The organism is Pseudomonas sp. GW821-FHT10B02, from assembly GCF_059415665.1.
The window spans coordinates 54,590-74,665 of the sequence record NZ_JBWKNR010000009.1 but is presented as its reverse complement, the minus strand read 5'-3'; the positions used below and the strand labels follow the sequence as shown (position 1 = coordinate 74,665).

The 20,076-nt window shown below is 63.1% G+C and carries 18 protein-coding genes; 4 read left to right on the top strand and 14 right to left on the bottom strand.

The window, feature by feature from the left end; all coding sequences use genetic code 11:
• Positions 1-6: 6 nt before the first annotated feature.
• The 10 genes from AC07OF_RS15015 to AC07OF_RS14970 all read right to left on the bottom strand — a co-directional run bounded on the left by AC07OF_RS15015 (position 7) and on the right by AC07OF_RS14970 (position 11,695).
• Positions 7-741, bottom strand: coding sequence for a carboxymuconolactone decarboxylase family protein (locus AC07OF_RS15015; protein WP_157192355.1), 735 nt, complete (start codon positions 739-741; stop codon positions 7-9).
• 29 nt (positions 742-770) lie between these two features.
• Positions 771-1,598, bottom strand: a complete 828-nt coding sequence (locus AC07OF_RS15010; RefSeq protein ID WP_495073083.1) for an SDR family NAD(P)-dependent oxidoreductase — start codon at positions 1,596-1,598, stop codon at positions 771-773.
• A 63-nt stretch (positions 1,599-1,661) separates the two neighbouring features.
• Positions 1,662-2,717, bottom strand: coding sequence for a beta-keto acid cleavage family enzyme (locus AC07OF_RS15005; protein WP_157192354.1), 1,056 nt, complete (start codon positions 2,715-2,717; stop codon positions 1,662-1,664).
• 187 nt (positions 2,718-2,904) lie between these two features.
• Positions 2,905-4,113 (bottom strand): hypothetical protein, encoded by a 1,209-nt coding sequence (locus AC07OF_RS15000; protein ID WP_495073082.1) that lies wholly within the window; start codon positions 4,111-4,113, stop codon positions 2,905-2,907.
• Positions 4,114-4,196: 83 nt separating this feature from the next.
• The gene (locus tag AC07OF_RS14995; RefSeq protein WP_157192352.1) at positions 4,197-5,144 is read right to left on the bottom strand and encodes a lactate/malate family dehydrogenase; all 948 of its coding nucleotides are present in this window, start codon (positions 5,142-5,144) and stop codon (positions 4,197-4,199) included.
• 174 nt (positions 5,145-5,318) lie between these two features.
• A complete protein-coding gene (locus tag AC07OF_RS14990) occupies positions 5,319-6,365 on the bottom strand; it encodes an AraC family transcriptional regulator (protein ID WP_495073081.1) in 1,047 nt (348 codons plus the stop codon).
• 23 nt (positions 6,366-6,388) lie between these two features.
• Positions 6,389-8,167: an acyl-CoA dehydrogenase C-terminal domain-containing protein gene (locus tag AC07OF_RS14985; protein WP_495073080.1), complete on the bottom strand. Its 1,779-nt coding sequence runs from the start codon at positions 8,165-8,167 to the stop codon at positions 6,389-6,391.
• A 13-nt stretch (positions 8,168-8,180) separates the two neighbouring features.
• The gene (locus AC07OF_RS14980; RefSeq protein ID WP_342625354.1) at positions 8,181-9,380 is read right to left on the bottom strand and encodes a 3-oxoadipyl-CoA thiolase; all 1,200 of its coding nucleotides are present in this window, start codon (positions 9,378-9,380) and stop codon (positions 8,181-8,183) included.
• A gap of 23 nt (positions 9,381-9,403) precedes the next feature.
• On the bottom strand, positions 9,404-10,921 hold the full coding sequence (locus tag AC07OF_RS14975) for a 3-hydroxyacyl-CoA dehydrogenase (RefSeq protein ID WP_495073079.1): 1,518 nt from the start codon (positions 10,919-10,921) through the stop codon (positions 9,404-9,406).
• A gap of 3 nt (positions 10,922-10,924) precedes the next feature.
• Positions 10,925-11,695: an enoyl-CoA hydratase gene (locus AC07OF_RS14970; protein WP_157192348.1), complete on the bottom strand. Its 771-nt coding sequence runs from the start codon at positions 11,693-11,695 to the stop codon at positions 10,925-10,927.
• A gap of 286 nt (positions 11,696-11,981) precedes the next feature.
• Here AC07OF_RS14970 and AC07OF_RS14965 point away from each other — a divergent pair, with 286 nt between their 5' ends.
• Genes AC07OF_RS14965 through AC07OF_RS14955 form a run of 3 tightly spaced genes read left to right on the top strand, consistent with a single transcriptional unit; the run spans position 11,982 to position 15,512 of the window.
• Positions 11,982-12,794 (top strand): IclR family transcriptional regulator, encoded by an 813-nt coding sequence (locus tag AC07OF_RS14965; RefSeq protein ID WP_495073078.1) that lies wholly within the window; start codon positions 11,982-11,984, stop codon positions 12,792-12,794.
• A gap of 16 nt (positions 12,795-12,810) precedes the next feature.
• Positions 12,811-13,968: an acyl-CoA dehydrogenase family protein gene (locus tag AC07OF_RS14960; protein ID WP_157192346.1), complete on the top strand. Its 1,158-nt coding sequence runs from the start codon at positions 12,811-12,813 to the stop codon at positions 13,966-13,968.
• On the top strand, positions 13,968-15,512 hold the full coding sequence (locus AC07OF_RS14955; RefSeq protein WP_495073077.1) for a class I adenylate-forming enzyme family protein: 1,545 nt from the start codon (positions 13,968-13,970) through the stop codon (positions 15,510-15,512). Before AC07OF_RS14960 ends, AC07OF_RS14955 begins: the two co-directional genes overlap by 1 nt.
• Positions 15,513-15,766: 254 nt before the next feature.
• Here the strand turns inward: AC07OF_RS14955 and AC07OF_RS14950 are convergent, their stop codons facing one another.
• From AC07OF_RS14950 to AC07OF_RS14940, 3 genes are read right to left on the bottom strand one after another with little or no spacing between them, the layout of a single operon-like run.
• On the bottom strand, positions 15,767-16,888 hold the full coding sequence (locus tag AC07OF_RS14950; protein ID WP_495073076.1) for a CaiB/BaiF CoA transferase family protein: 1,122 nt from the start codon (positions 16,886-16,888) through the stop codon (positions 15,767-15,769).
• Between the two features lie 25 nt (positions 16,889-16,913).
• A complete protein-coding gene (locus tag AC07OF_RS14945) occupies positions 16,914-17,222 on the bottom strand; it encodes a DUF202 domain-containing protein (protein ID WP_495073075.1) in 309 nt (102 codons plus the stop codon).
• Complete coding sequence (locus AC07OF_RS14940; RefSeq protein ID WP_342625345.1) at positions 17,222-17,602, bottom strand: YidH family protein; 381 nt, start codon at positions 17,600-17,602, stop codon at positions 17,222-17,224. Before AC07OF_RS14940 ends, AC07OF_RS14945 begins: the two co-directional genes overlap by 1 nt.
• 179 nt (positions 17,603-17,781) lie before the next feature.
• Between AC07OF_RS14940 and AC07OF_RS14935 the strand changes: the two genes are divergently transcribed.
• Positions 17,782-18,723 (top strand): LysR family transcriptional regulator, encoded by a 942-nt coding sequence (locus tag AC07OF_RS14935; protein WP_157192341.1) that lies wholly within the window; start codon positions 17,782-17,784, stop codon positions 18,721-18,723.
• Here the strand turns inward: AC07OF_RS14935 and AC07OF_RS14930 are convergent.
• Complete coding sequence (locus AC07OF_RS14930) at positions 18,711-20,015, bottom strand: MFS transporter (protein WP_495073074.1); 1,305 nt, start codon at positions 20,013-20,015, stop codon at positions 18,711-18,713. The genes AC07OF_RS14935 and AC07OF_RS14930 overlap by 13 nt on opposite strands.
• Between the last annotated feature and the right edge of the window lie 61 nt (positions 20,016-20,076).

The following is a 20,076-nucleotide window of genomic DNA, read 5'->3' as shown; positions in this document are numbered from 1 at the left end:
CAAAGGTCACTTGGCCAGGCTATGCAACGCTTCATCAAGCATCGGCACACCCAGCTCGCAGGCTTCGATGCCTTGCAGGCTGACAATTTTCAGCACCTGCAGAATCTGCTCGCGCGTGGCGCCCAGCTGCAGTGCCGCCTCGATGTGCCGACGGGTGCCGTGGCCATACATATGGGTCACCGTGGCATCGCCGGCGATGCACAGGAACTCGATCCACAGTGGCGGCAAGATACCGTCCTGCCAGAGCCCCAGGCCCATGCCGAGAAATTTCTCCAGGTACTGCGGGTCCCAGCGATACAGGGTTTCCCACAAGGGGTTGAACATGCCGTTGGCACGCACCTGATCGCACACAGGCGTAGCCCCGGGGGTAACAGTGTCATCCTCCCTGCCCGCCGCAGCCAGTTCCTCTTCGAGGATTGGCACACCCAGGGCACAGGCATGGATGCCGACGACGCTGGCGAGTTTGAACACTTCCAGAATTTCCGCCCGGCTGGCGCCCAGGCGCAAGGCATTGCGCACGTGCCGGCGCACACCCGGCGCATACAGATGCGTGGCAGTGACGTCGATGTTCAGGCGAATCAGCGCCACCAGCTTGGGCTCGAGCACCTCGTTGGTATGGCCGTCCTCGACCAGGTCCATGTACTGCTCGGTCCACTGCGGCGCCCACTGCGCCAGGCTGTCCAGCGACGCGTCGAACACACCGGCGGCGCGCAGGGCATTGTATTTCGGGGTATCGGTCATTGTTATTGTTCTCGTAGAAAGTGCCCGGCTCAGATCACTGAGCCGCCATTGGGGCTGACCACCTGGCCGACCAGATAGTGTTCGCCCGCCAGGTGCAGCACGGTGCTGGCGTACTCTTCGACGGTACCGAAGCGGCCCAGCGGACAGCCTTGCCAGAGCCGGTTACGTGCCTGCTCGCCGACTTCGTCCAGATAGGCGTTGAACGCCGGGGTGGCAACGCCGCCCGGCGCCATGGCATTGACGAAGATGTTGGCGCCAGCCACCTCATAGGCCACCGATTTGGTAAAGGCGATCACCGCCCCTTTGGTCGCGCAGTAGTGCGGGCTGTGTACGCTCTTGGTCGACAGCCCGGCAATCGAGGCGATGTTGACGATGCGCCCTTCGCGCTGCGGCTCCATCAACTTCAGTGCCTCGCGGGTGCAATAGAACACCCCGTGGACATTAACGCCCCAATAGCGATGCCATTCTTCGTCGCTGATGGCGCTGGTGAAACCCAGCGAGCGGCGTGGTTCGGGGGTCGAGATGTAGCGATAGAAGGCATTGCGCCGCTCGGTATCGACCGGGCGATTGGGCGTCAACGCCGCATTGTTGACCAGCACATGCAAGGTGCCGAAACGCGCGGTGATCTGCTCGAACATCGCAGCGACTTCAGCACTGGACGACACATCGCAACGCAGCGCCAGACACTCGGCGCCATACCCGGTGACCGCTTCGCAGGCCTGGGCCAGCGCCTCCTGATTCACGTCGCAAATCACCAGTTTCGCACCGGCTTTGGCGAAGGCCTCAGCACAGGCTCTGCCAAGCCCCGGGCCAACCCCGGTAACCAGCACCACTTTGTCTTTGAATTGCAGGTCCATCACACACCTCTTGGCTGGGTAAAGGAACAAGACTGGCGGCAGCGCCGCCAGTCATACGCCTGATCAGGCCTGGCCGGGCACGGTGAAACCGCGCTGACCTGGCTTGCGATTCGGCGCCATGCCCAGCCGGGCAATGGTTTCGTCGGCACTGGCGTAGTGTTCGCCAATCTTGTAGATCGCCCGCGCTTCCTGGCCGCTGGCAATTTCGCGGCCCAGCTCGCGGGACAGACGCACGGTCTGTTCGATCTGCTGCACCGAGGTCATGCGCTCGCCTTTGCGGCCCCACAGGGTGTCTTCGATACCGACCCGCACATGCAGGCCCATGGCGATCGCCATGGCGTTCATCGGCAGCACCGCGCGCATGGCGCTTTCCATGGTCAGGATCGAACCCGCTGGCGTGCGTTTGACGAACTCAATCATGTCCGACGGATCCAGGCCCGCCGCGCCACCACCGATGGCGACGTAGTTGAGGATCAGCGGACCGGTATACAGGCCCTTGCGGATCAGGCGCTCGACGGTTTCCAGCTGGTGCACGTGGCCGAGCATGAAGTGCGGCTGGATACCGGCCGCCTGCAGGCGCTTGAGGTGCTCGATAAAGAACGATGGACGCGCATCGGAGACCATCTCCTGATAGGCGTTGAAGTAGCCGGGTTGCTCGAGGATGGTGCCCTTGACGTCGTCTTCGGTCAGCAGCTCGCAGATGTTCATCTGGCTGGTGTTGATGGCGATGGTGACCTGGTCGGGCTTGGGATCGAGTTCGGCGAGCATGTGGCGGGTGTCGTAGTCCAGCCACTGCGCCGCTTCACCTTCGCTTTCCGGGGCGAACGAGATCGAGCCGCCGACCTGCAGCACCATCTCTGGCACGGCCTCGCGCAGCAGGCCAAGCATTTCGTTGAACTTGCTCAGGCGCTTGGAGCCTTTGCCGGTTTCTTCGCGGACATGCACATGCAGCACCGTGGCGCCAGCGTTGTAGCAGTCGATGGCTTTCTGGATCTGCTCATCCATGCTCACCGGAATATCGTCGGAATCGGCGGGGGTCCATTGCGGACCGTAGGGAGCCACCTGAATCACCAGTTTTTCCTGGTTTTCCGGGAACAGACTGTCGTCAAGAAAATGCATGTACTTCTCCGTCCTGATTTATCGTTATTGAAGGAAACGAGCGCGCGGTGCGGCTCTGGAGTACGGAGGAAGTTACCTGTCACGGCTGCCCGGCTTTTATCATCCTGGCACTGCTTTTTATCATTTCGACACTTTGCTCACCTGGCGAGCCTGGGTGACTCAGTGCAGGTTCAGATTTGAAACGCAGTCAATAATTGCGTGCCTCATCGAACCAACGTTGCACCTGTTCTTCGGTCACGTTCAAACTGGCGACACGGGCAAGCTGGCTGAGCTGCCACACCGCCTCACCAAGGTCTTCGCGCTCAGTCGTTTCAATGCCCTTCATGGTATTGAAATGAGTGGCAAAGGCCGTGATTGTGGCTTTGACCGCTTGCGCACTGTCAGCTTTTGCGAGTGCGTCCACAGCAGCGTCATAGGCAGCATTCGCGGCCTTCGCCAAGCGACTGCCCCAGCCTGCGAACGGCCTTGCGAACTGACTTTGCCACCATTCGACTTTGCGCAGCTTGCTGACCGATGCATAGTCATTCCAGGCTCGAACTTTTCCTCGTGCTTTCATCTGCGCTTTCAATAGTTTTCCACCGGCCTCGTCGACGTTATAGGCAATGAACATGTCGAATTCCGGCCAAATATCGAGTGACGGCAAGCCTGTCAGATCGGGCGCAAACCTGATTTCCAGACGCTTGAGCCGGGGAAGCTTCGCGAGCGCTGCCCAGTCGGTAAAGCTGCCATGGAGCGCGAGGCTATCCAGTTGTGAAAAACGCTCAAGCGCTTTGAGCGAAATCGCTTGCCCCAGCGGACTGCTATTAAGCGACAGTGAAGGCACATCGTGGAGCAGACCCAGTTCGGGCAGCGTATAGGGTGTGCCGCTATGACGGCGCGAAAGCGTCGGTGCCAGCGAGAGCGAGTGCGGCAAATTACCCGCAGCGGTAAAGCGTGAGAGGTCACCGACCAAGTCAAGTTGGCCATCCTTGGGTAGCATCAGATCGAGATGGCCGGACACCTGTTCAAGCCGGATTTGCAACGCAGCAATCTTTGCAGCACTGGCATCGACGCTGCGCCTCTGGGCAAATGCCGGAGCCCATAGGAATGATTCAATCCTGCGCCGCTGCGACCAGCCGAAAAAGCCGCTGTCATTGCCAAAATACCTTATATAGCGCGGCCACGGCGATCCGGCAGGTGTGGAAAAAGGATCGAATGCCGACCAGCTGATCGCTTGCTCGGGAGCGACGTGCAGATCGGCTTTTTTACCCATGCTGGCAGGACCGATGATGAGATTGCCGCGCCCCGCCTCTTGGTTCAGCGTATGGCTGTGCAAGCCCGTCAGGTTAAGCAGGTAGCGACCCGGATCGCTCACCGATCCCACCGGGTGGTCGGACACATCAATTGGCGTGGACATGCAGTTCTCCAAAGTGAATGAGCGGGCAAGGCGACCGATCATGCACCATGATCAACTGCTGACGGTAGCCGCGCGCCGGGGCACTACCGGTCGAGAAGCACGCTGTTGGTTGCCTCTTTGACAATGCGCGCACTGCGCTGCAGGGCCTCGCGCTCGATGGGGTTGAGTTCTGGATAAGCCATTAACTGTGCTCCGCGGCTATTGAGCACCATCGGTAGCGACAAACATACCTCCGGTACGCCTTCGACTTCGGCATGCACGATAGCGACCGGGAGAATAAGGTCGGTGTTGTGCACGATGGCCTGACAAATCCGCCCAATCGCACTGGCGACTCCATAGTGGGTGGCGCCCTTGCCTTCCTTGATGAGTTTGGCGGACTCGTGAACGGAGCGCAGGATCATATCGCGGCTGGCAGGCCCCAACTCTTTACCGCTCCTGGCCAGGAACATCTCCAGGGGCATACCCGAGACGGTCGCGCCGGACCAGTCGATTAATGCGGATTCGCCGTGTTCGCCGAGAACGTAGGCATGAATTGCAGGCGCCACGACGCCCAGCCGCTCGGAGAGCAGCGATCGCAGTCGCCCGGTGTCAAGGGAGGTGCCGGTGCTGATCACACGCTCGCGCGCGCAGCGCAGGCGGTCAAAAACGACACTGGTCAATACATCGCAGGGGTTGGTTGCGATTACGTAGATTGCATCCGGGGCCAATGGCGCAGTGCGATCCACAATGTCCGCGGTGATGGCCGCATTGGTTCTGGCCAGATCCAGACGAGTCTGCCCTGGCTGCAGACCGACACCGGCCGTGAGCACGATGATGTCCGCATCGCGTGCGTTCTCGTAATCTCCCGCATAGTAGCGATTGTGTCCCCAGAGTGCTGCTGCGTGGGCGAGGTCCAGCGTCTGCCCTTCAGCCCGTACCCGCGCGACATCGATGATAACGATCTCGGCGCTCGGAATGGCCACGGCCGCAAACAGGGCCGCAGACCCACCCACCAATCCAGCGCCGACAATTACGATCTTGGGTTGCCGCATAGCATGCTTTCCGTCATACCTTGAGAGTTGGACACCTCAACCAGGCGTCAGTCTGTGTGCGTAGTTGTTAAGCAGCGCAGCTGACCCAACGGTATAAGGAGAGGGAACATCAAGGCCTGAGCGAGATCAGGAAAAGGCAAGTTCTCAACAGACTTTTATGTTGAGAACCTACACTCACAGGCGTTTTGCACTGCGCAACACGGGCAGCCCGGCACCCTTGCGCCAGTCACGCGGGGTACAGGCGTACCAGCGTTTGAACGCGCGAGTGAAGTTGCCTTGCGTCTCGTAGCCCAGGCGGATGGCGACCTCGGCAACCGGTAGGCTGGGATCACCGAGCAACTTGGCGGCCAGGGTCTTGCGCGTCTGTTCCAGCAACAGCTCGAAGCTGGTCTGCTGCTCGCTCAAGTGGCGATAGAGGGTAAAACGGTGCACGGCAAAAAATTCAGCGACCTTCTCCGCGCTGCACTCGCCATGCAGCAACAGGCCCTCGATGACCTGGGTAACCTGAGCAACCAGATCCGAACTTTCGCGGGCTTTGAGTTCGCTCAGGTGACTGCGCAAAAAGTCGTCGAGCTGGCGGTCATGGCCCTCACGGCGCATGTCCAGCAACGACTGGGCGAACAGCACCTCGTGCTGGGACTGGCCAAACCACACCGGGCAACGGAAGAAACGCTCGTACAACGCCGAGGATGCCGGCTTGCGGTAGGCAATGCGCACCAGCGCCGGACGCCAGCTGCGGCCGACAATCAGCTCCATGATGGTGACGATGGCGGCCAGGTACGCGGTAAGCAGCTGCTCGGCGCCCGGTACGTTGCCGTCGATGGACAAACGCAGGCCGGCATAGCCCTGCTCCTGGGCCAGGCTCAGGTGCAGGCCGCGGTACCACAAGCCGCAATAGCGGATCAGCGACTCGGTGGCATCGCGTACAGTCGGCGCGTTGAGCACCAGAAAGCGCAAGGGGCCGGCGTTCTGCAGATTGGCCCGCTGCCCCAGCAGCAGGCCCAGGTGATCACAGCCGCTTAACTGCTCGGCCTCTTCGAGTATCCGGCCGTGGGTCAGGACCGGCAGCGGCAGCATCGGCTGTGCAAAGGACTGCTGCTCGATACCGTAACGCGCCAGCATCGGCCACGGATCGACCCCCAGCGACTGCAGTACCACCGGCAATGAGACGAGCGCACCCAGTGGGATGGATTTCTCCGCCACATCGTTCGCTCGTTTCATGGCTACCTCAGGTGATTGCGACCTCAGAACTGCTCGGGGTCGAAGGCGCTCAAGACCTCGGCCCCGGCCCGTACTCGCTGCAAGTGTATCGCTGTCTGCGGGAGAATTCGCTCGAAGAAGAACCGCGCAGTCAGCCGTTTGGCACGGTAGAACCCGGTGCTGTCGTCACTGTCCGCCAGATGCCGATCAGCGATCAACGCCATGCGTGCCCATTGCAGGCCGAAGGCAACCAGCGCGGTCAGGTGCAAGTAGTCTACCGCCGCAGCGCCGCTGGTGGCCGGGTCGCTGCGTTCAAGCAAATAAGCGGTGGCCAGTTTCAGGTCGCCGAGTGCTTGTTGCAACGCCACGGTACAGTCGCCCAGTTGTGCGCCCTGTTCCTGGCAGAAATCCTCGACCAGGGCCATGAACCGCTTCAGCGCCCTGCCCTCGTTGAGCCTGAGTTTGCGCGCCACCAGGTCCATGGCCTGCACGCCATTGGTGCCTTCGTACAGCGGCGTGATGCGCGCATCGCGCAGCAACTGCTCGATACCCCATTCGCGAATGTAGCCATGGCCGCCGAAGCACTGCATCGCCAGACTGATGCTTTCCACGCCCTGATCGGTGCAGTAGGCCTTGATCATTGGTGTCAGCAAGCCCAACAGGTCGTTGGCCGATTCGCGCACCTCCGGATCCGGGTGCTTGTGCGCAAGATCAACCTGCAAGCCCGCCCAGTACGCCAGTGCCCGGCCACCTTCGACAAACGCGCGCTGGCTCAGCAGCATACGTTGCACATCCGGGTGCGCGACGATCGGATCGGCCACGCGTTCAGGCGCAATCGCGCCACCTGGTGCACGCCCCTGCAGGCGGTCACGGGCATAGCTGGCGGCATTCTGATAAGCCACCGAGGCCAGGCTCAAGCCCTGCACGCCCACGGCCAGGCGGGCGCTGTTCATCATCACGAACATCACCTTCAGGCCTTGGTGCGCTTCGCCGAGCAGATAGCCGGTGGCATCGTCGTAGTTCATCACGCAGGTCGGGTTGCCGTGGATACCCATCTTCTCTTCCAGCGAACCGCACTGCACGCCGTTGCGCGCACCCAGCGAGCCGTCGGGGTTGACCAGGAACTTGGGGACGATGAACAGACTGATGCCCTTGACCCCGGCTGGCGCGTCCGGCAGACGCGCCAGCACCAGGTGGATGATGTTTTCCGCCAGGTCATGCTCACCGGCAGAGATGAAGATCTTGGTGCCGCTGATCCGGTAGCTACCGTCCGCTTGCGGATGGGCGCGGCTGCGCAACAGGCCAAGGTCGGTGCCGCAATGGGGCTCGGTGAGGTTCATCGTGCCAGTCCAGCGCCCGGCGATCATCGGCGGCAGGAACAGGGCCTTCTGCGCGGCAGTGCCGCCATTGGCGATAGCATTGGCGGCGCCGTGGCTGAGGCCGGCGAACATCGAGAACGCCAGGTTGGCGCTGGTCATGATTTCGCGTACGGCGATGCCCAGCACATGAGGCAAGCCCTGGCCGCCATAGGCGGGTGAGGCGGTCAGGCCGGTCCAGCCACCTTCGGCGTACAGCCGATAGGCCTCACGAAAGCCGGGGGCAGTACTGACTTCGGCGTTTTCCAGGCGGCACCCCAGGTGATCGCCTACCGCATTGAGCGGCGCCAGGACGCCGCTGGCCAGTCGCCCGGCCTCTTCGAGGATCGCCGTACTGACGTCCCTGGGCGCATCGGCAAAGCCGTCAAGGTCGGCATAGTGTTCCAGTTTCAGCAGTTCATCGAGGACGAACTGCATATCGCGCAGCGGTGCAGTGTAGGTTGCCATGCTTGTTGTCCTCTCAGATTCGCTCGATGACCACGGCCAGCCCCTGGCCGACGCCAATGCACAGGCTGACCACCGCATAGCGCCCGCCCCTGCGCTCCAGTTCGCGCAGCGCGGTCAGCACCAGCCGCGCGCCGGACGCGCCGAGCGGATGGCCCAAGGCAATCGCCCCGCCGTTGGGGTTGATGCGCGGGTCGTCTTCGCGCAATTCCAGCAGCTTCAGGCAGCCCAGTACCTGAGCGGCAAAGGCTTCGTTGATTTCAATCAGGTCCATATCGGCAAGCGTCAGACCGGCACGCTGCAACGCCTTGGGAATGGCATAGGCCGGGCCGATGCCCATCACCCGCGGCGCGACACCGGCGGCGGCGCCACTGAGAATGCGCCCCCGTGGTTTGACCCCGGCGCGCTCACCCAGCGCACGACTGCCGATCAGCAGCGCGGCGGCACCGTCGTTGATACCCGAAGCATTGCCAGCCGTGACCACACCGCCCTGGAACAACGGATTGAGCCGCGCCAGCCCCGGGGCATCGGCTTCAGGCCGAGGGTGTTCGTCGTGGCCAATGCTCACGCTGCCCTTGCGTCCTGCCGGCACTGCAACCGGCACGATCTCCGCGTCGAAAAATCCGTCTGCCAGGGCCCGGGCGTAACGCTGTTGCGAGGCCAGGGCAAAGGCGTCGGAAGCTTCCCGGCTGATGTCGTAGTCACGCGCTACGTTGTCGGCGGTTTCCGGCATGGTTTCGCTGCCATAGGCCGCGCTGACCTGCGGATTGGGGAAGCGTGCGCCGATGGTGGTGTCGAACAGCCTGGCCTCGCGGCTATAAGCGGACTCGGACTTGCCCAGCACGAACGGTGCGCGGCTCATGCTTTCCACACCACCGGCCAGGTACAGCTCGCCTTCACCGCAGCTCACCGCGCGGGCGGCATCCAGCACTGCCGCCAGGCCACTGGCACACAGGCGGTTGACCGTCTGACCGGCAACCGTGACGGGCAAGCCCGCGGCGAGCAAGGCATTGCGCGCGACGTTGCGGCTGTCTTCACCGGCCTGGTTGGTGCAGCCAAGGATCACGTCCTCGATCTGTTCAGCGGCAAACGGCGAGCGCGCCACCAGCGCCTTGATCACTTGTGCGGCGAGATCGTCCGGGCGCAAGGGGGCAAGGCCGCCGGCATGGCGGCCAAAGGCACTGCGCAAACCGTCATAGATATAAGCGTCAAGCATGGTCAATCCTCAATTGGGCAGCATCAGGTATCAGCAGTGAGCAACGACAGGCGCAGGCCGGCGCGGCGCATCAGCCACGGGCTTGGGCGGTAACGTGGATCGCGGTAGTAGCTGTACAGCTGGTCGAGCACCTCGAGCACAGTCTCGGCGCCCAGCTCGTCGCCCCAGCTCAACGGTCCCTGGGGGTAGCCAAGGCCGAGGCGGATGGCGTTGTCGATATCCGCCGGGCTGGCCACCCGTTGCTGGGCCATGTCGCAGGCAATATTGATGATCTGCGCCAGCACCCGCTGCGAGACGAAACCGGCGCTGTCGCGGATCACGCTGACCGCCACACCGTCGGCGGCCAGCAACGCCCGGGCCGCCTCGCGCCATTGCGCCGTGGTGGCCACCGTGGTCATCAATACCCGGCGGCGTTCCAGTGGCAGCAAAGTATCGAGTGCCAGCGTGCGGCGCGGGTCCAGTTGCTCGGCCTGCGCACTGAGACTGGCATCGACACCCAGCGGCAGGACGATGCACAGTGCTTCGGGACTGGGCCGCATGCCCGGCTCAACTTTCACGCCAAGCGTTGCCAGCAGGCTGACCACGCGGGCGCGCGCCGCAGGGCGCACATTGCTCACCCACACCGGGATGTCGGGCACTGGGGCTGGCGGCTGTTCAGCCGGCACCTGCTGCTGGCCATCGATGTAGCGGTAGAAACCCTCGCCGGTCTTGCGCCCAAGCAGTCCGGCTTCCAGCCGTTGACGGGTGATCAGCGTCGGCCGGTAGCGTGGTTCCTGAAAGTACTGCTGGTAGATCGACTCGGTGACCGGATGGGAAACATCCAGCCCGGTCAGGTCGAACAACTCGCACGGGCCCATGCGAAAGCCGGCCTGTTCGCGCAGGATGCGGTCGAGTTCAACCGGCTGCGTCACCGACTCGCTGAGTACGCGCATGGCTTCGGTGCCATAACCGCGGCCACCATGGTTGACGATGAAGCCCGGAGTATCCTGCGCGCGCACCGCCAGATGACCGAAGCGCGTACCCAAAGCCAGCAGGGTTTGCCCGACCCACGGGGCGCTCTGCAGCCCTTCGATGACTTCGACGATTTTCATCAACGGCACCGGGTTGAAAAAGTGAAAGCCGCCGACCCGCGCTGGCAGCCGGCATTGCGCGGCAATCGCCGTGACCGATAGCGACGAGGTGTTGCTGGCCAGCAGGCAGCCATCGCTGACGATGGTTTCCAGCTCGGCGAACAAGGCGCGCTTGGCCGCCAGGTCCTCGATGATCGCTTCGACCACCAGCTGACAATCGGCCAGTTCACTGAGGTCGTCGACCGGCAGCAAGCGCTGCGCTGCGGCCAGCACCTGATCGGCATTCAGCTTGCCTTTGCCGGCCAGCGTCTCAAGCGTGCGCTGGATGTTCTGGCGCGCAGCCTGTGCAGCGCCCTCGCGGCGGTCGAACAGGTACACCGTGACCCCGGCCAGCGCGGCGATCTGGGCGATACCGGCGCCCATGACCCCGGCGCCGACCACCGCCATGCAATTGATATCCCGTGGCTGCATGCTTCAGCTCCCCGCATAGACTGGTTTGCGTTTATCGAGAAAGGCGCGCATGCCTTCTTTCTGGTCGGCCGAATCGAACAGCAACTGGAACGCCTTGCGCTCAAGCATCAACGCGGCCTCCAGCGAAGCGTCCTGACCGGCGAGGAGCACTTCCTTGATCTGCATGACCGCCAAGGGCGGCATGGCGGCGATCAATGTCGCCATTTCCAGGGCGCGGGCCTGTACCTGCGCATCGTCCACCACCTCACTGGCCAGCCCCATGGCCAGCGCTTCGTCGGCACTGACCGAGATTCCGGTCAGCAGCATGCGCATGGCCTGGAACTTGCCGACCGCGCGGGTCAGGCGCTGGGTGCCGCCCGCGCCGGGCATGATGCCCACGCGCACTTCCGGCTGGGCAAAGCTGGCACCACGGCCGGCGATGATCAGGTCGGCGTGCATGGCCAGCTCGCAGCCGCCGCCAAGGGCAAAGCCATTGACCGCGGCAATCACCGGTTTCGGGCACTGGGCAATCGCCGCCCACAGGCGCTGGGTCTGGCGCAGCAACATGTCGATGGCACCGCGTTCGACCATGTCGCGGATATCGGCACCGGCGGCAAACACCGTGTCACCACCGGTCAAGACGATGCAGCGCACCGCAGGATCATTGCCCAGCTGGTTGAAATGCCCAGCCAGCTGTTCGCGCACCGCCTGGTTCAGGGCATTGCGCGCTTCGGGACGGTTCAGGCGTACCAGCGCCACCCCTGGCAAGGGGTGCTCTACGAGGGTTTCACTCATGCTTTTGTCCTTGTTGAATTTCGCTATGCGGAACACTGTTTCGCAATACAATTCAGACTACGCAAATTCATCGAGCGTTGTAAATCGCTGGCGTCGCCGTGCGCTGAATGAATTTTAGGGAAAGTGTCTGAATTGCGGGTTACAAGCCTGTTCAGCGACAAAGCCTGCTGGATTAACGAATTTCGCTGTGCGAAACTTGATTTTGATTTCTTGACTCGCCGATTTTTCCTGTGCCAGCATCCGGCCGGCGATCGGTGAACCCCTACCTGATCCACGAGGAATGTCCATGGACAAGCGCAAACGCATCGACACCGAAATCGACCTGCAGGCCCTGGAGCCGGACCGTCAGTTCGTCACCGCCCTGGCGCGTGGCCTGGAGCTGCTGCGTTGCTTCCGGCCCGGCGAACGGCACCTGGGTAACCAGGAACTGGCGGCGCGCAGCGGCCTGCCGAAAGCCACGGTGTCGCGCCTGACCTACACCCTGACCCGCCTCGGCTACCTGCAGTACCTGGACAATCTGGGCAAGTACGCCATCGACACCGGCGTGCTGGCCCTGGGTTACGCCCACCTCAGCGGCCTCGACGTGCGCCGCCAGGCCCGACCGCTGATGCAGGAGCTGGCCGACCTCACGCAAAGCTCGGTATCGCTGGGTGCCCGCGACCGCCTGAGCATGGTCTACGTCGAGAACTGCCAGGGCCCCGGCCCGCTGACCCTGCGCCTGGACATCGGCTCACGCATTCCGATGGCCAGCACCGCCATGGGCCGCGCCTATCTGGCCGGCCTGGCGGACCACGAGCGCGATCTGCTGCTCGACCAGCTGCGCGCCCGTCACGGCGATGACTGGCCCGCGTTGCGCACCCAACTGGACAAAGCCTTTCGCCAATACCAGGACCATGGCTACTGCCTGGCGGTCGGCGAATGGCAGAAAGATATCAACGCCGTCGGCGTGCCCCTGATCCACCCGGACGGTTCCGGCGTCGTTGCCTTCAGCTGTGGAGGTCCGGCCTTCGTGCTGCGCCAGCACATGATCGAAGACGACCTGGGACCGCGTCTCGCGCACCTGGTGCGCACTGTCGAAGCCACTCTGGGCCGACAATAACTCCAAGAGGTCTTGCATGATCAACGATCAGGAAACACTCAACCTGCTGCTCGACAGCCTGTCGCGTTTCGTCCGCGAACGGCTGGTGCCCGCCGAACATGCGGTGGCGGAAAACGACTGCATACCGCCAGCCATCATCGAGGAAATGCGTGAACTGGGCCTGTTCGGCCTGTGCATTCCCCAGGACTACGATGGCCTTGGCTTGAGCATGGAAGAAGAGGTCCTGGTGGCCTTCGAACTGGGCAAGACCTCCCCGGCCTTCCGCTCCCTGATCGGCACCAACAACGGCATCGGCTCCCAGGGCCTGATCATCGACGGCACCGAGGCGCAGAAGCGCCACTACCTGCCGCGCATGGCCTCGGGTGAACTGATCGGCTCGTTCGCGCTGACCGAACCTGGCGCCGGCTCCGATGCGGCGGCGCTGCGCACCAGTGCCGTGCGTGACGGCGACAGCTATGTGCTCAACGGCACCAAGCGCTTTATCACCAATGCCCCGCACGCGGGCATTTTCACCGTCATGGCCCGCAGCAACCCGCAGATCAAGGGTGCAGGCGGCATCTCGGCGTTCATCGTTGAAGCCGGCACTCCTGGCCTGTCGCTGGGCAAGGTCGACCAGAAAATGGGCCAGAAAGGCGCCCACACCTGCGACGTGATTTTCGAGAACTGCCGCATTCCGGCCGCCAACCTGATTGGCGGCGTCGAAGGTGTCGGCTTCAAGACCGCAATGAAGGTCCTCGACAAGGGCCGACTGCACATCGCAGCAATCTGCGTCGGTGCCGCCGAGCGCATGCTCGATGACGCCCTGGCCTACGCCTTGGAACGCCAACAATTCGGCCAGGCGCTGGCCGAGTTCCAGCTGATCCAGGCCATGCTCGCCGACAGCCAGGCCGAGATCTACGCCGCCCGCTGCATGGTCCTCGATGCTGCGCGCAAACGTGACCTCAAGCAGGACGTGTCGATGGAGGCGTCGTGCTGCAAGATGTTCGCCTCGGAAATGTGCGGGCGCGTTGCTGACCGTGCCGTGCAGATCTTCGGCGGCGCCGGTTACGTTGCCGAATACGGCATCGAACGTTTCTACCGGGATGTGCGCCTGTTCCGCATTTACGAAGGCACCACGCAGATCCAGCAACTGGTGATCGCGCGTAACCTGATCCGTCGTGCGGAGAACCGCTGATGCTTGAGCGTGATGCAATCATTGCCGAACTGCCTGAGCGCCTGCACCTGTTGCTGGACCGCCATGGCCGTGAACACGCCGCCAGCCCTGCCGTGCATGAAGGCGCCATCACCCTCAGTTACGGTGAGCTGCGCCTGGCCGTCGAGCTGCTGCAGGCGCAACTGATCCAGGATGGCGTGCGGGCTGGCGACCGGGTCATGCTGGTGGCCGAGAACTGCCGCCTGCTGGTCGCCGCCCTGCTCGCCTTGAGCCGCCTGGATGCCTGGGCGGTGGTGGTCAATGCACGCCTGTCGGCCAGCGAGCTGGACAGCATCGAAAGCCATTGCACACCGCGCCGGGTGCTGTTCGCCAGTGCCGCCTCGGGCAGTGCCGCACGCCACGCCGAACGGGTCGGGGCACAAGCACGTGAAGTTGCCCACCTGGGCAGCTTTCACATCGCTGCCCTCAACCACACCTGCCTGGTTGAACCGGTAGAACCGGACCCAGCCAGGCAAGTGGCGGCGATGATCTACACCACCGGGACCACCGGCGCCCCCAAAGGCGTGATGCTCACCCACCGCAACCTGCTGTACATCGCCTGCACCGCCAGCCGGCTGCGGCACTTGCGTCGTGATGACCGGGTCTATGCGGTGCTGCCGATTTCCCATGTGTTTGGCCTCACCGCGGTCTGCCTGGCGAGCCTTTACAGTGGCGCGGCGTTGCATTTGCAAGCGCGCTTTGACCCCGCGGAACTGGCGCGGGCGCTGGCCGAAGACGGTATCACCCTGATGCAGGGTGTACCGGCGATGTTCGCCCGTTTGCTGGAACACGCGAGCAACCAGGACATTGCCTTGCACGCACCGCAGTTGCGCTTTCTGTATGCCGGCGGCTCGCCCCTGGACATGAGCCTCAAGGATGCCGTCGAACAACGTTTCGGGGTGCCGTTGCACAATGGTTATGGCCTGACCGAAAGCTCACCCACCATCAGCCAGACCCGCATCGAAGCACCGCGCCACGACACTTCGGTGGGTCGGCCGATTCCGGGGCTGGAGATTCGCTTGCTCGACAGCACCCGGCAAAACGCCGTGCCGCGGGGTGAAGTCGGTGAACTCTGGGTGCGTGGTCCGAATGTCATGAAAGGCTACTACCGTGCTGCCGAGCAGACCGCACAGGTACTGACGGCCGACGGCTGGTTGAACACCGGTGACCTGGCGCGTCAGGATGATGAAGGCGCGCTGTTTATCGTCGGGCGCAGCAAGGAGCTGATCATCCGCTCGGGCTTCAACGTCTACCCGCCGGAGGTCGAAGCCGTGCTCAATGCCTACCCCGGCGTCGTGCTCTCGGCGGTAGTCGGGCGCCCGGTGCCGGGCAACGAAGAGGTGGTAGCGTTCGTCCAGGTCGCCGATGCCGAACGCTTCGACCTGCCTGCACTTGAAGCTCACCTGGCGGAACACTTGTCGCCCTACAAGCGCCCCAGCCATGTTCGCGTGCTCGAAGCCCTGCCTTGCGCGGCGAGCGGAAAAGTACTGAAGCACCAGCTGCAGGCCATGAGTCTGGCGCTTTAGGTTCCTCACGGAATCCTGGGGAGAATGGTCTTTGGGGCGGGTTGGGATGCTGAGGCGGCGGGCTGATCCATTCGATGTGGCGACGCTGCCTCGCTTTTGATCTTGATCTTGACCTTGATCTTCATGCACGCACGTTCAGGCGCCGCGGACTGCGACTTCAAGAGGCTGAGCGGAGGTGCCTGTAGGGGCCAGCAGCATCACCACAAAAAATGGATAAGCCCACAGCCTCAACATCCCACCTCATTCGACCCGATCTACCCCTGCTCCCGCTTGAACGCCTCAACGCTATATTCGCCCAAGGCTGGCACAGTCGTGTCGCTGTCCGGCAACCCCCGCGAGAACTTCACTGGAAAGCCGACACTGATCGTCCGCTCCTGCGGCAACGGGCGCACCGTGCCCCGCGCCTGCACATGGGGATCGTCGAACAACTCGCTGGCGCTGAGCAGCGGCGAGAACGGCAGGTCGTGCCCGGCGAAGGCCTGGGTCCACTGCTCCAGTGTGCGGCTGAGGAATATGTCCTTGAGCAGCGCGTTGACCTCCTGCTTGCGGCCAAAGCGACTCATGCGGTTGGCGAAACGTTCGTCCCTGAGCGACGGAAATTCGTCCCCCAATACCTCACACAGGGTCACCCAGAACTTGTTCTCGAGAATGCCCATGGCCAGGTGACGACCGTCGCCGGTCTGGAAGATATCGTTTTCAGGCATTACTGTCGGCGAGGCGACCGGGTTGTCTTCGAAGCCACGCGCCAGCCAGGCCATATGCGCGGTCCAGGACAGAATCGAGTCATGCACCGAAACATCCAGATGCTGGCCGACACCTTGCTGGCGGGCACTCATGATCGCTACCGACAGCGATAACGCGGCGTAGGCCGAGGCGGCATAGTCGGACAGGCGCACTTTCGGCCGGGCGACCTTGTCTTCGACCTGCACCGGGATCGACCAGTAGCCGGCCATGGCCAGGTAATTGAGGTCATGACCGGCATGCGCCGCATAGGGGCCGCTCTGGCCAAAACCGGAAATCGAACAGAGGACAATCGCCGGGTTGACCCTGGCCAGTTCCTCGTAGCCCAGCCCCAGGCGCTGCATCACGCCGGGGCGAAAGCCTTCGACCACGGCGTCGCAATCGCGTACCAGGTCCAGGAAAGCGGCTTTATCGGCCGGGTCCTTGAGGTTCAGGGCAATTGAACGCTTGCCGCGATTGAACTGCGCGAACACCGCATTGCCGAGCAGGCGCGAGCTGTCGCCGCTGCCCGGTTGTTCGACCTTGATCACATCCGCCCCCAACTGCAACAGCAGTGAGGTGGCGTGAGGGCCAGGCAGCAGTTGGCTGACATCGATGATCTTTACATCGTTGAGACAGGACCATTGCGGCTTCATGTTATCGCTCCTTAGGAAAGAACGTTCAGGCTTGCGCCAGAACTGCAAACAGGGTCAGCGCCGCCAGCAGCGCGGTGCACAAACACAGAGCCAACAGTGGCCGTGGGTTACAGGTCGGGCCCTGCCGGGCAATGCCCAGGCGTGCACGCCGGTAGCAGCGCTCCTGTTCAACCACGATCAACAACGCCATCAACCCGGCCAGGCTGATGACAGCGATGGTCAGCATGGGGTGGTGCTGCAGGCAGCGCAGCGCCAGGCAAGCCACCAGCACCAGCAATATGTGTGTGCGCTTCCACGCCAGCGTGGTGCGTTCTGGCTGCAGCCCGGCGTCCATCACCATGGTCCCCACAGCGCGGCGATCACCCCACCGACGAGCAAGGCGCAGCCGCCAGAGAGCAACGGCGTGAGCAGCGAAACAGGGAGCGGCGCCTGCTGCCTGAGCGCACGCTCAACGCTCAACCAGCGCCAGAAGGCACTAAGGCTGACGATCAGACTAAGGCTGAGCAGGCCGACCACCAGCGCCCGTTTGGCGTTCGGGCTGAACAGCCCCAGGGTGAAGGCCTCAACGGCGATGCCACTGGCGAGCAAGGCCAGCGCCGTGCGAATCCAGGCCAGGAAGGTGCGTTCGTTGGCCAGGGTGAAGCGTGGATCGGGCTCCTGCCCTTGCCCCAGCAGCAACCGGCTAAGGGCAGACGACGACGCAGTTGGCAACATACAGCGAGCTCCCGAGACTTCAGCGCAAGGCGTTGAAAATCAACACACTAGCGTTGCAACCAAGACAATAAACAGGTCATATAAACGCCTGGCCTCATCCTAGTGAGCCGCTGTGTGATGCACCAATATCGTCTTTCAATACAGCCCATAACGCTCCGGCATGGCCGTGGAACTCCAGCATGACTCTCAAACAACTGCGTTATCTGATTGCCATCGCCGAGGCCGGAAGTTTCTCTTCGGCCGCCCGCCGTGCCTACATTGCCCAGCCAGCACTCAGCCGCCAGATCAACCTGCTGGAAAGCGAGCTGGAAATGCAGCTGTTAGAGCGCGTGCATGACGGCGTCAACCTCACCGATGCCGGCCGGCGCCTGTACGAGATTGCCCGCTCGGTGGTGCAAACCATCGACACGGTCAAGGATGAGCTGGAGTCGACCAAGGGCAACCCCAAAGGGCGGGTGGCGATTGCCATTCCGGTCACCGCCTCAGCCCTGCTGTTGCCGCTGATCATTACCCGCGCCAACGAGAAATTCCCGGGTATCGAACTGACCGTGCGCGACGGCCTGAGCCAGGAAGGCGGTGAGGCGATCGAACTGGGCAAAGTGGATTTCGGCCTGGTGCCGAATGCCGAAGAGCTCGAACATGTGCATGCCGAGCCGATCTTCACCGAGGAACTGTACTGGTTGAGCGTGCAGGCCCCGAGCTGCACTGATGAGAGCATTACCCTGGCCAAAGCCTTGAGCCAGACCCTGGTGATGGCGCCACGGGCCAGCTCGCACCTGCGCCGGCGGGTGGAACAGGCGGCGCTTGAAGCCGGGCTGGAGCTTAAAGTGCAGTACGAGCAGCAGACTGCCCAGGGCGTCAGCAGCCTGGTACGCAGCGGCCTGGCGGCAACCATCGGCAACTGGCCGGCGGTGGAAGACAACCCGCAACAGCTGGCCCGGCGCATTGTCGAGCCGAGCGTGCGGCGCACCCTGTCGATCGCCTACTCGACCCACAAGCCGCTGACCTTCGCCGCCTCGTGCATTCGCGATCTGGTGCGCGCCCTGCTGGTCGAGGTGGTGCAGTCAGGGCGCTGGAAAGGTGAACTGATCGAACGTGCGCAGGAACCTCAGGAGGTTTGAAGGCGCTGCGCTGAAGTCGTGGTATGCAGCTGATTGCGCGAGCGCTGCGGGTTCATGGTCAGCAGGCCGATCAGCCCGGCGCTGACCAGCACCGCGCCACAGACCATGAAGCCGTGGGCATAGCCGTCAGCGTTGATGCCTTCGGCGTTCTGCACCAGAAAGCCGGTGATCACCGGTGCCGCCAGCCCCGCCAATGAACCGCAGGCGTTGCCGATGGCGAGCATGCTGCCACGTTGGCCGCTGGGCACCACTTCGGCGAGCATCGCCGGGCCAATCGAGTACATCACCAGCGCCAGGCCGCCGCTCAAGGTCAGGCAGGCGATACGTTCAGCCAGCGCCAAGCCCGGCAGTACCAAGGCCGCGGCGAGGATGCCGCTGAATATCAGGCACACCGAGACGAATACCCCACGCGCCAGCCGCGACGGCAGGCCACGGCGCAACAGGCGTTGCGACCACCAGGCCATGATCAGGCTCAGCGGTGTGGTCACCAGCACGAACACCACGAACATCCGCCCGGCATTCAGCGAGGCCATGCCCAGACCCTTCTCCAGATAGGCCGGAACCCAGGTCAGGGTCAACGCCAGCGACCAGTTGGCAGCGAAGTGACCGAGGTAGTTGCCGATCACGGTCGGGTCGCTGAGCAGACGCCGGTACGGGATGCGCGCCTGCGCCACCGCGGTTTCAGGAGTGGCCGCGGCGACATTGTCCAGTTGCCCTTCCTTGCCCAGCCGGTACCAGGCCACGCACCAGATCAAGCCGATGGCCGCGAGCACGGCGAAGTTGCTGCGCCAGCCGTAATGCACGCTCATCCACGGGATCAGCAGGCCGGCCACCAGCAGGCCCATGGCGCTACCGGAATGCAGCATGGCCACCGGCAGGCTGCGCTTGTTGTCGGGGAACCACTTGTACAGGGCGTGGGTGGCCACCGGTGAGGCCGGGCCTTCGCCGATACCCAGCAGCACCCGGCAGGCGACGATGGTCCACAGTGAAGTGGCAAACAGCATCGGCAATTGCACCAGGGCCCAGAACAGGCCCATGCCGAGCAACAGGGTGCGGGTCGGTTTGTGGTTGGCGAGAAAGCCGCCAAGCACTGCCGAGAGCGAGAACAACCAGTGCAGGGCGCCGCCGATCAGGCCGAACTCCGCAGCGCTGAGCTGCAGTTCCGCCATCATCGGCACAGCGACCAGGCCGATGACCACCTTGTCGAGGAAGTTCACCAACATCATCACCGCCAACAACACCGCAATGGTCCAGGCGGCTTTCGGGCGGTAGCCAGTTTCGATGCCGAGCATGGGATACCTCTGATTATTGTTATAGATAGAAGTCGCCCGCCATGACGGCGGGCGTGGTGCG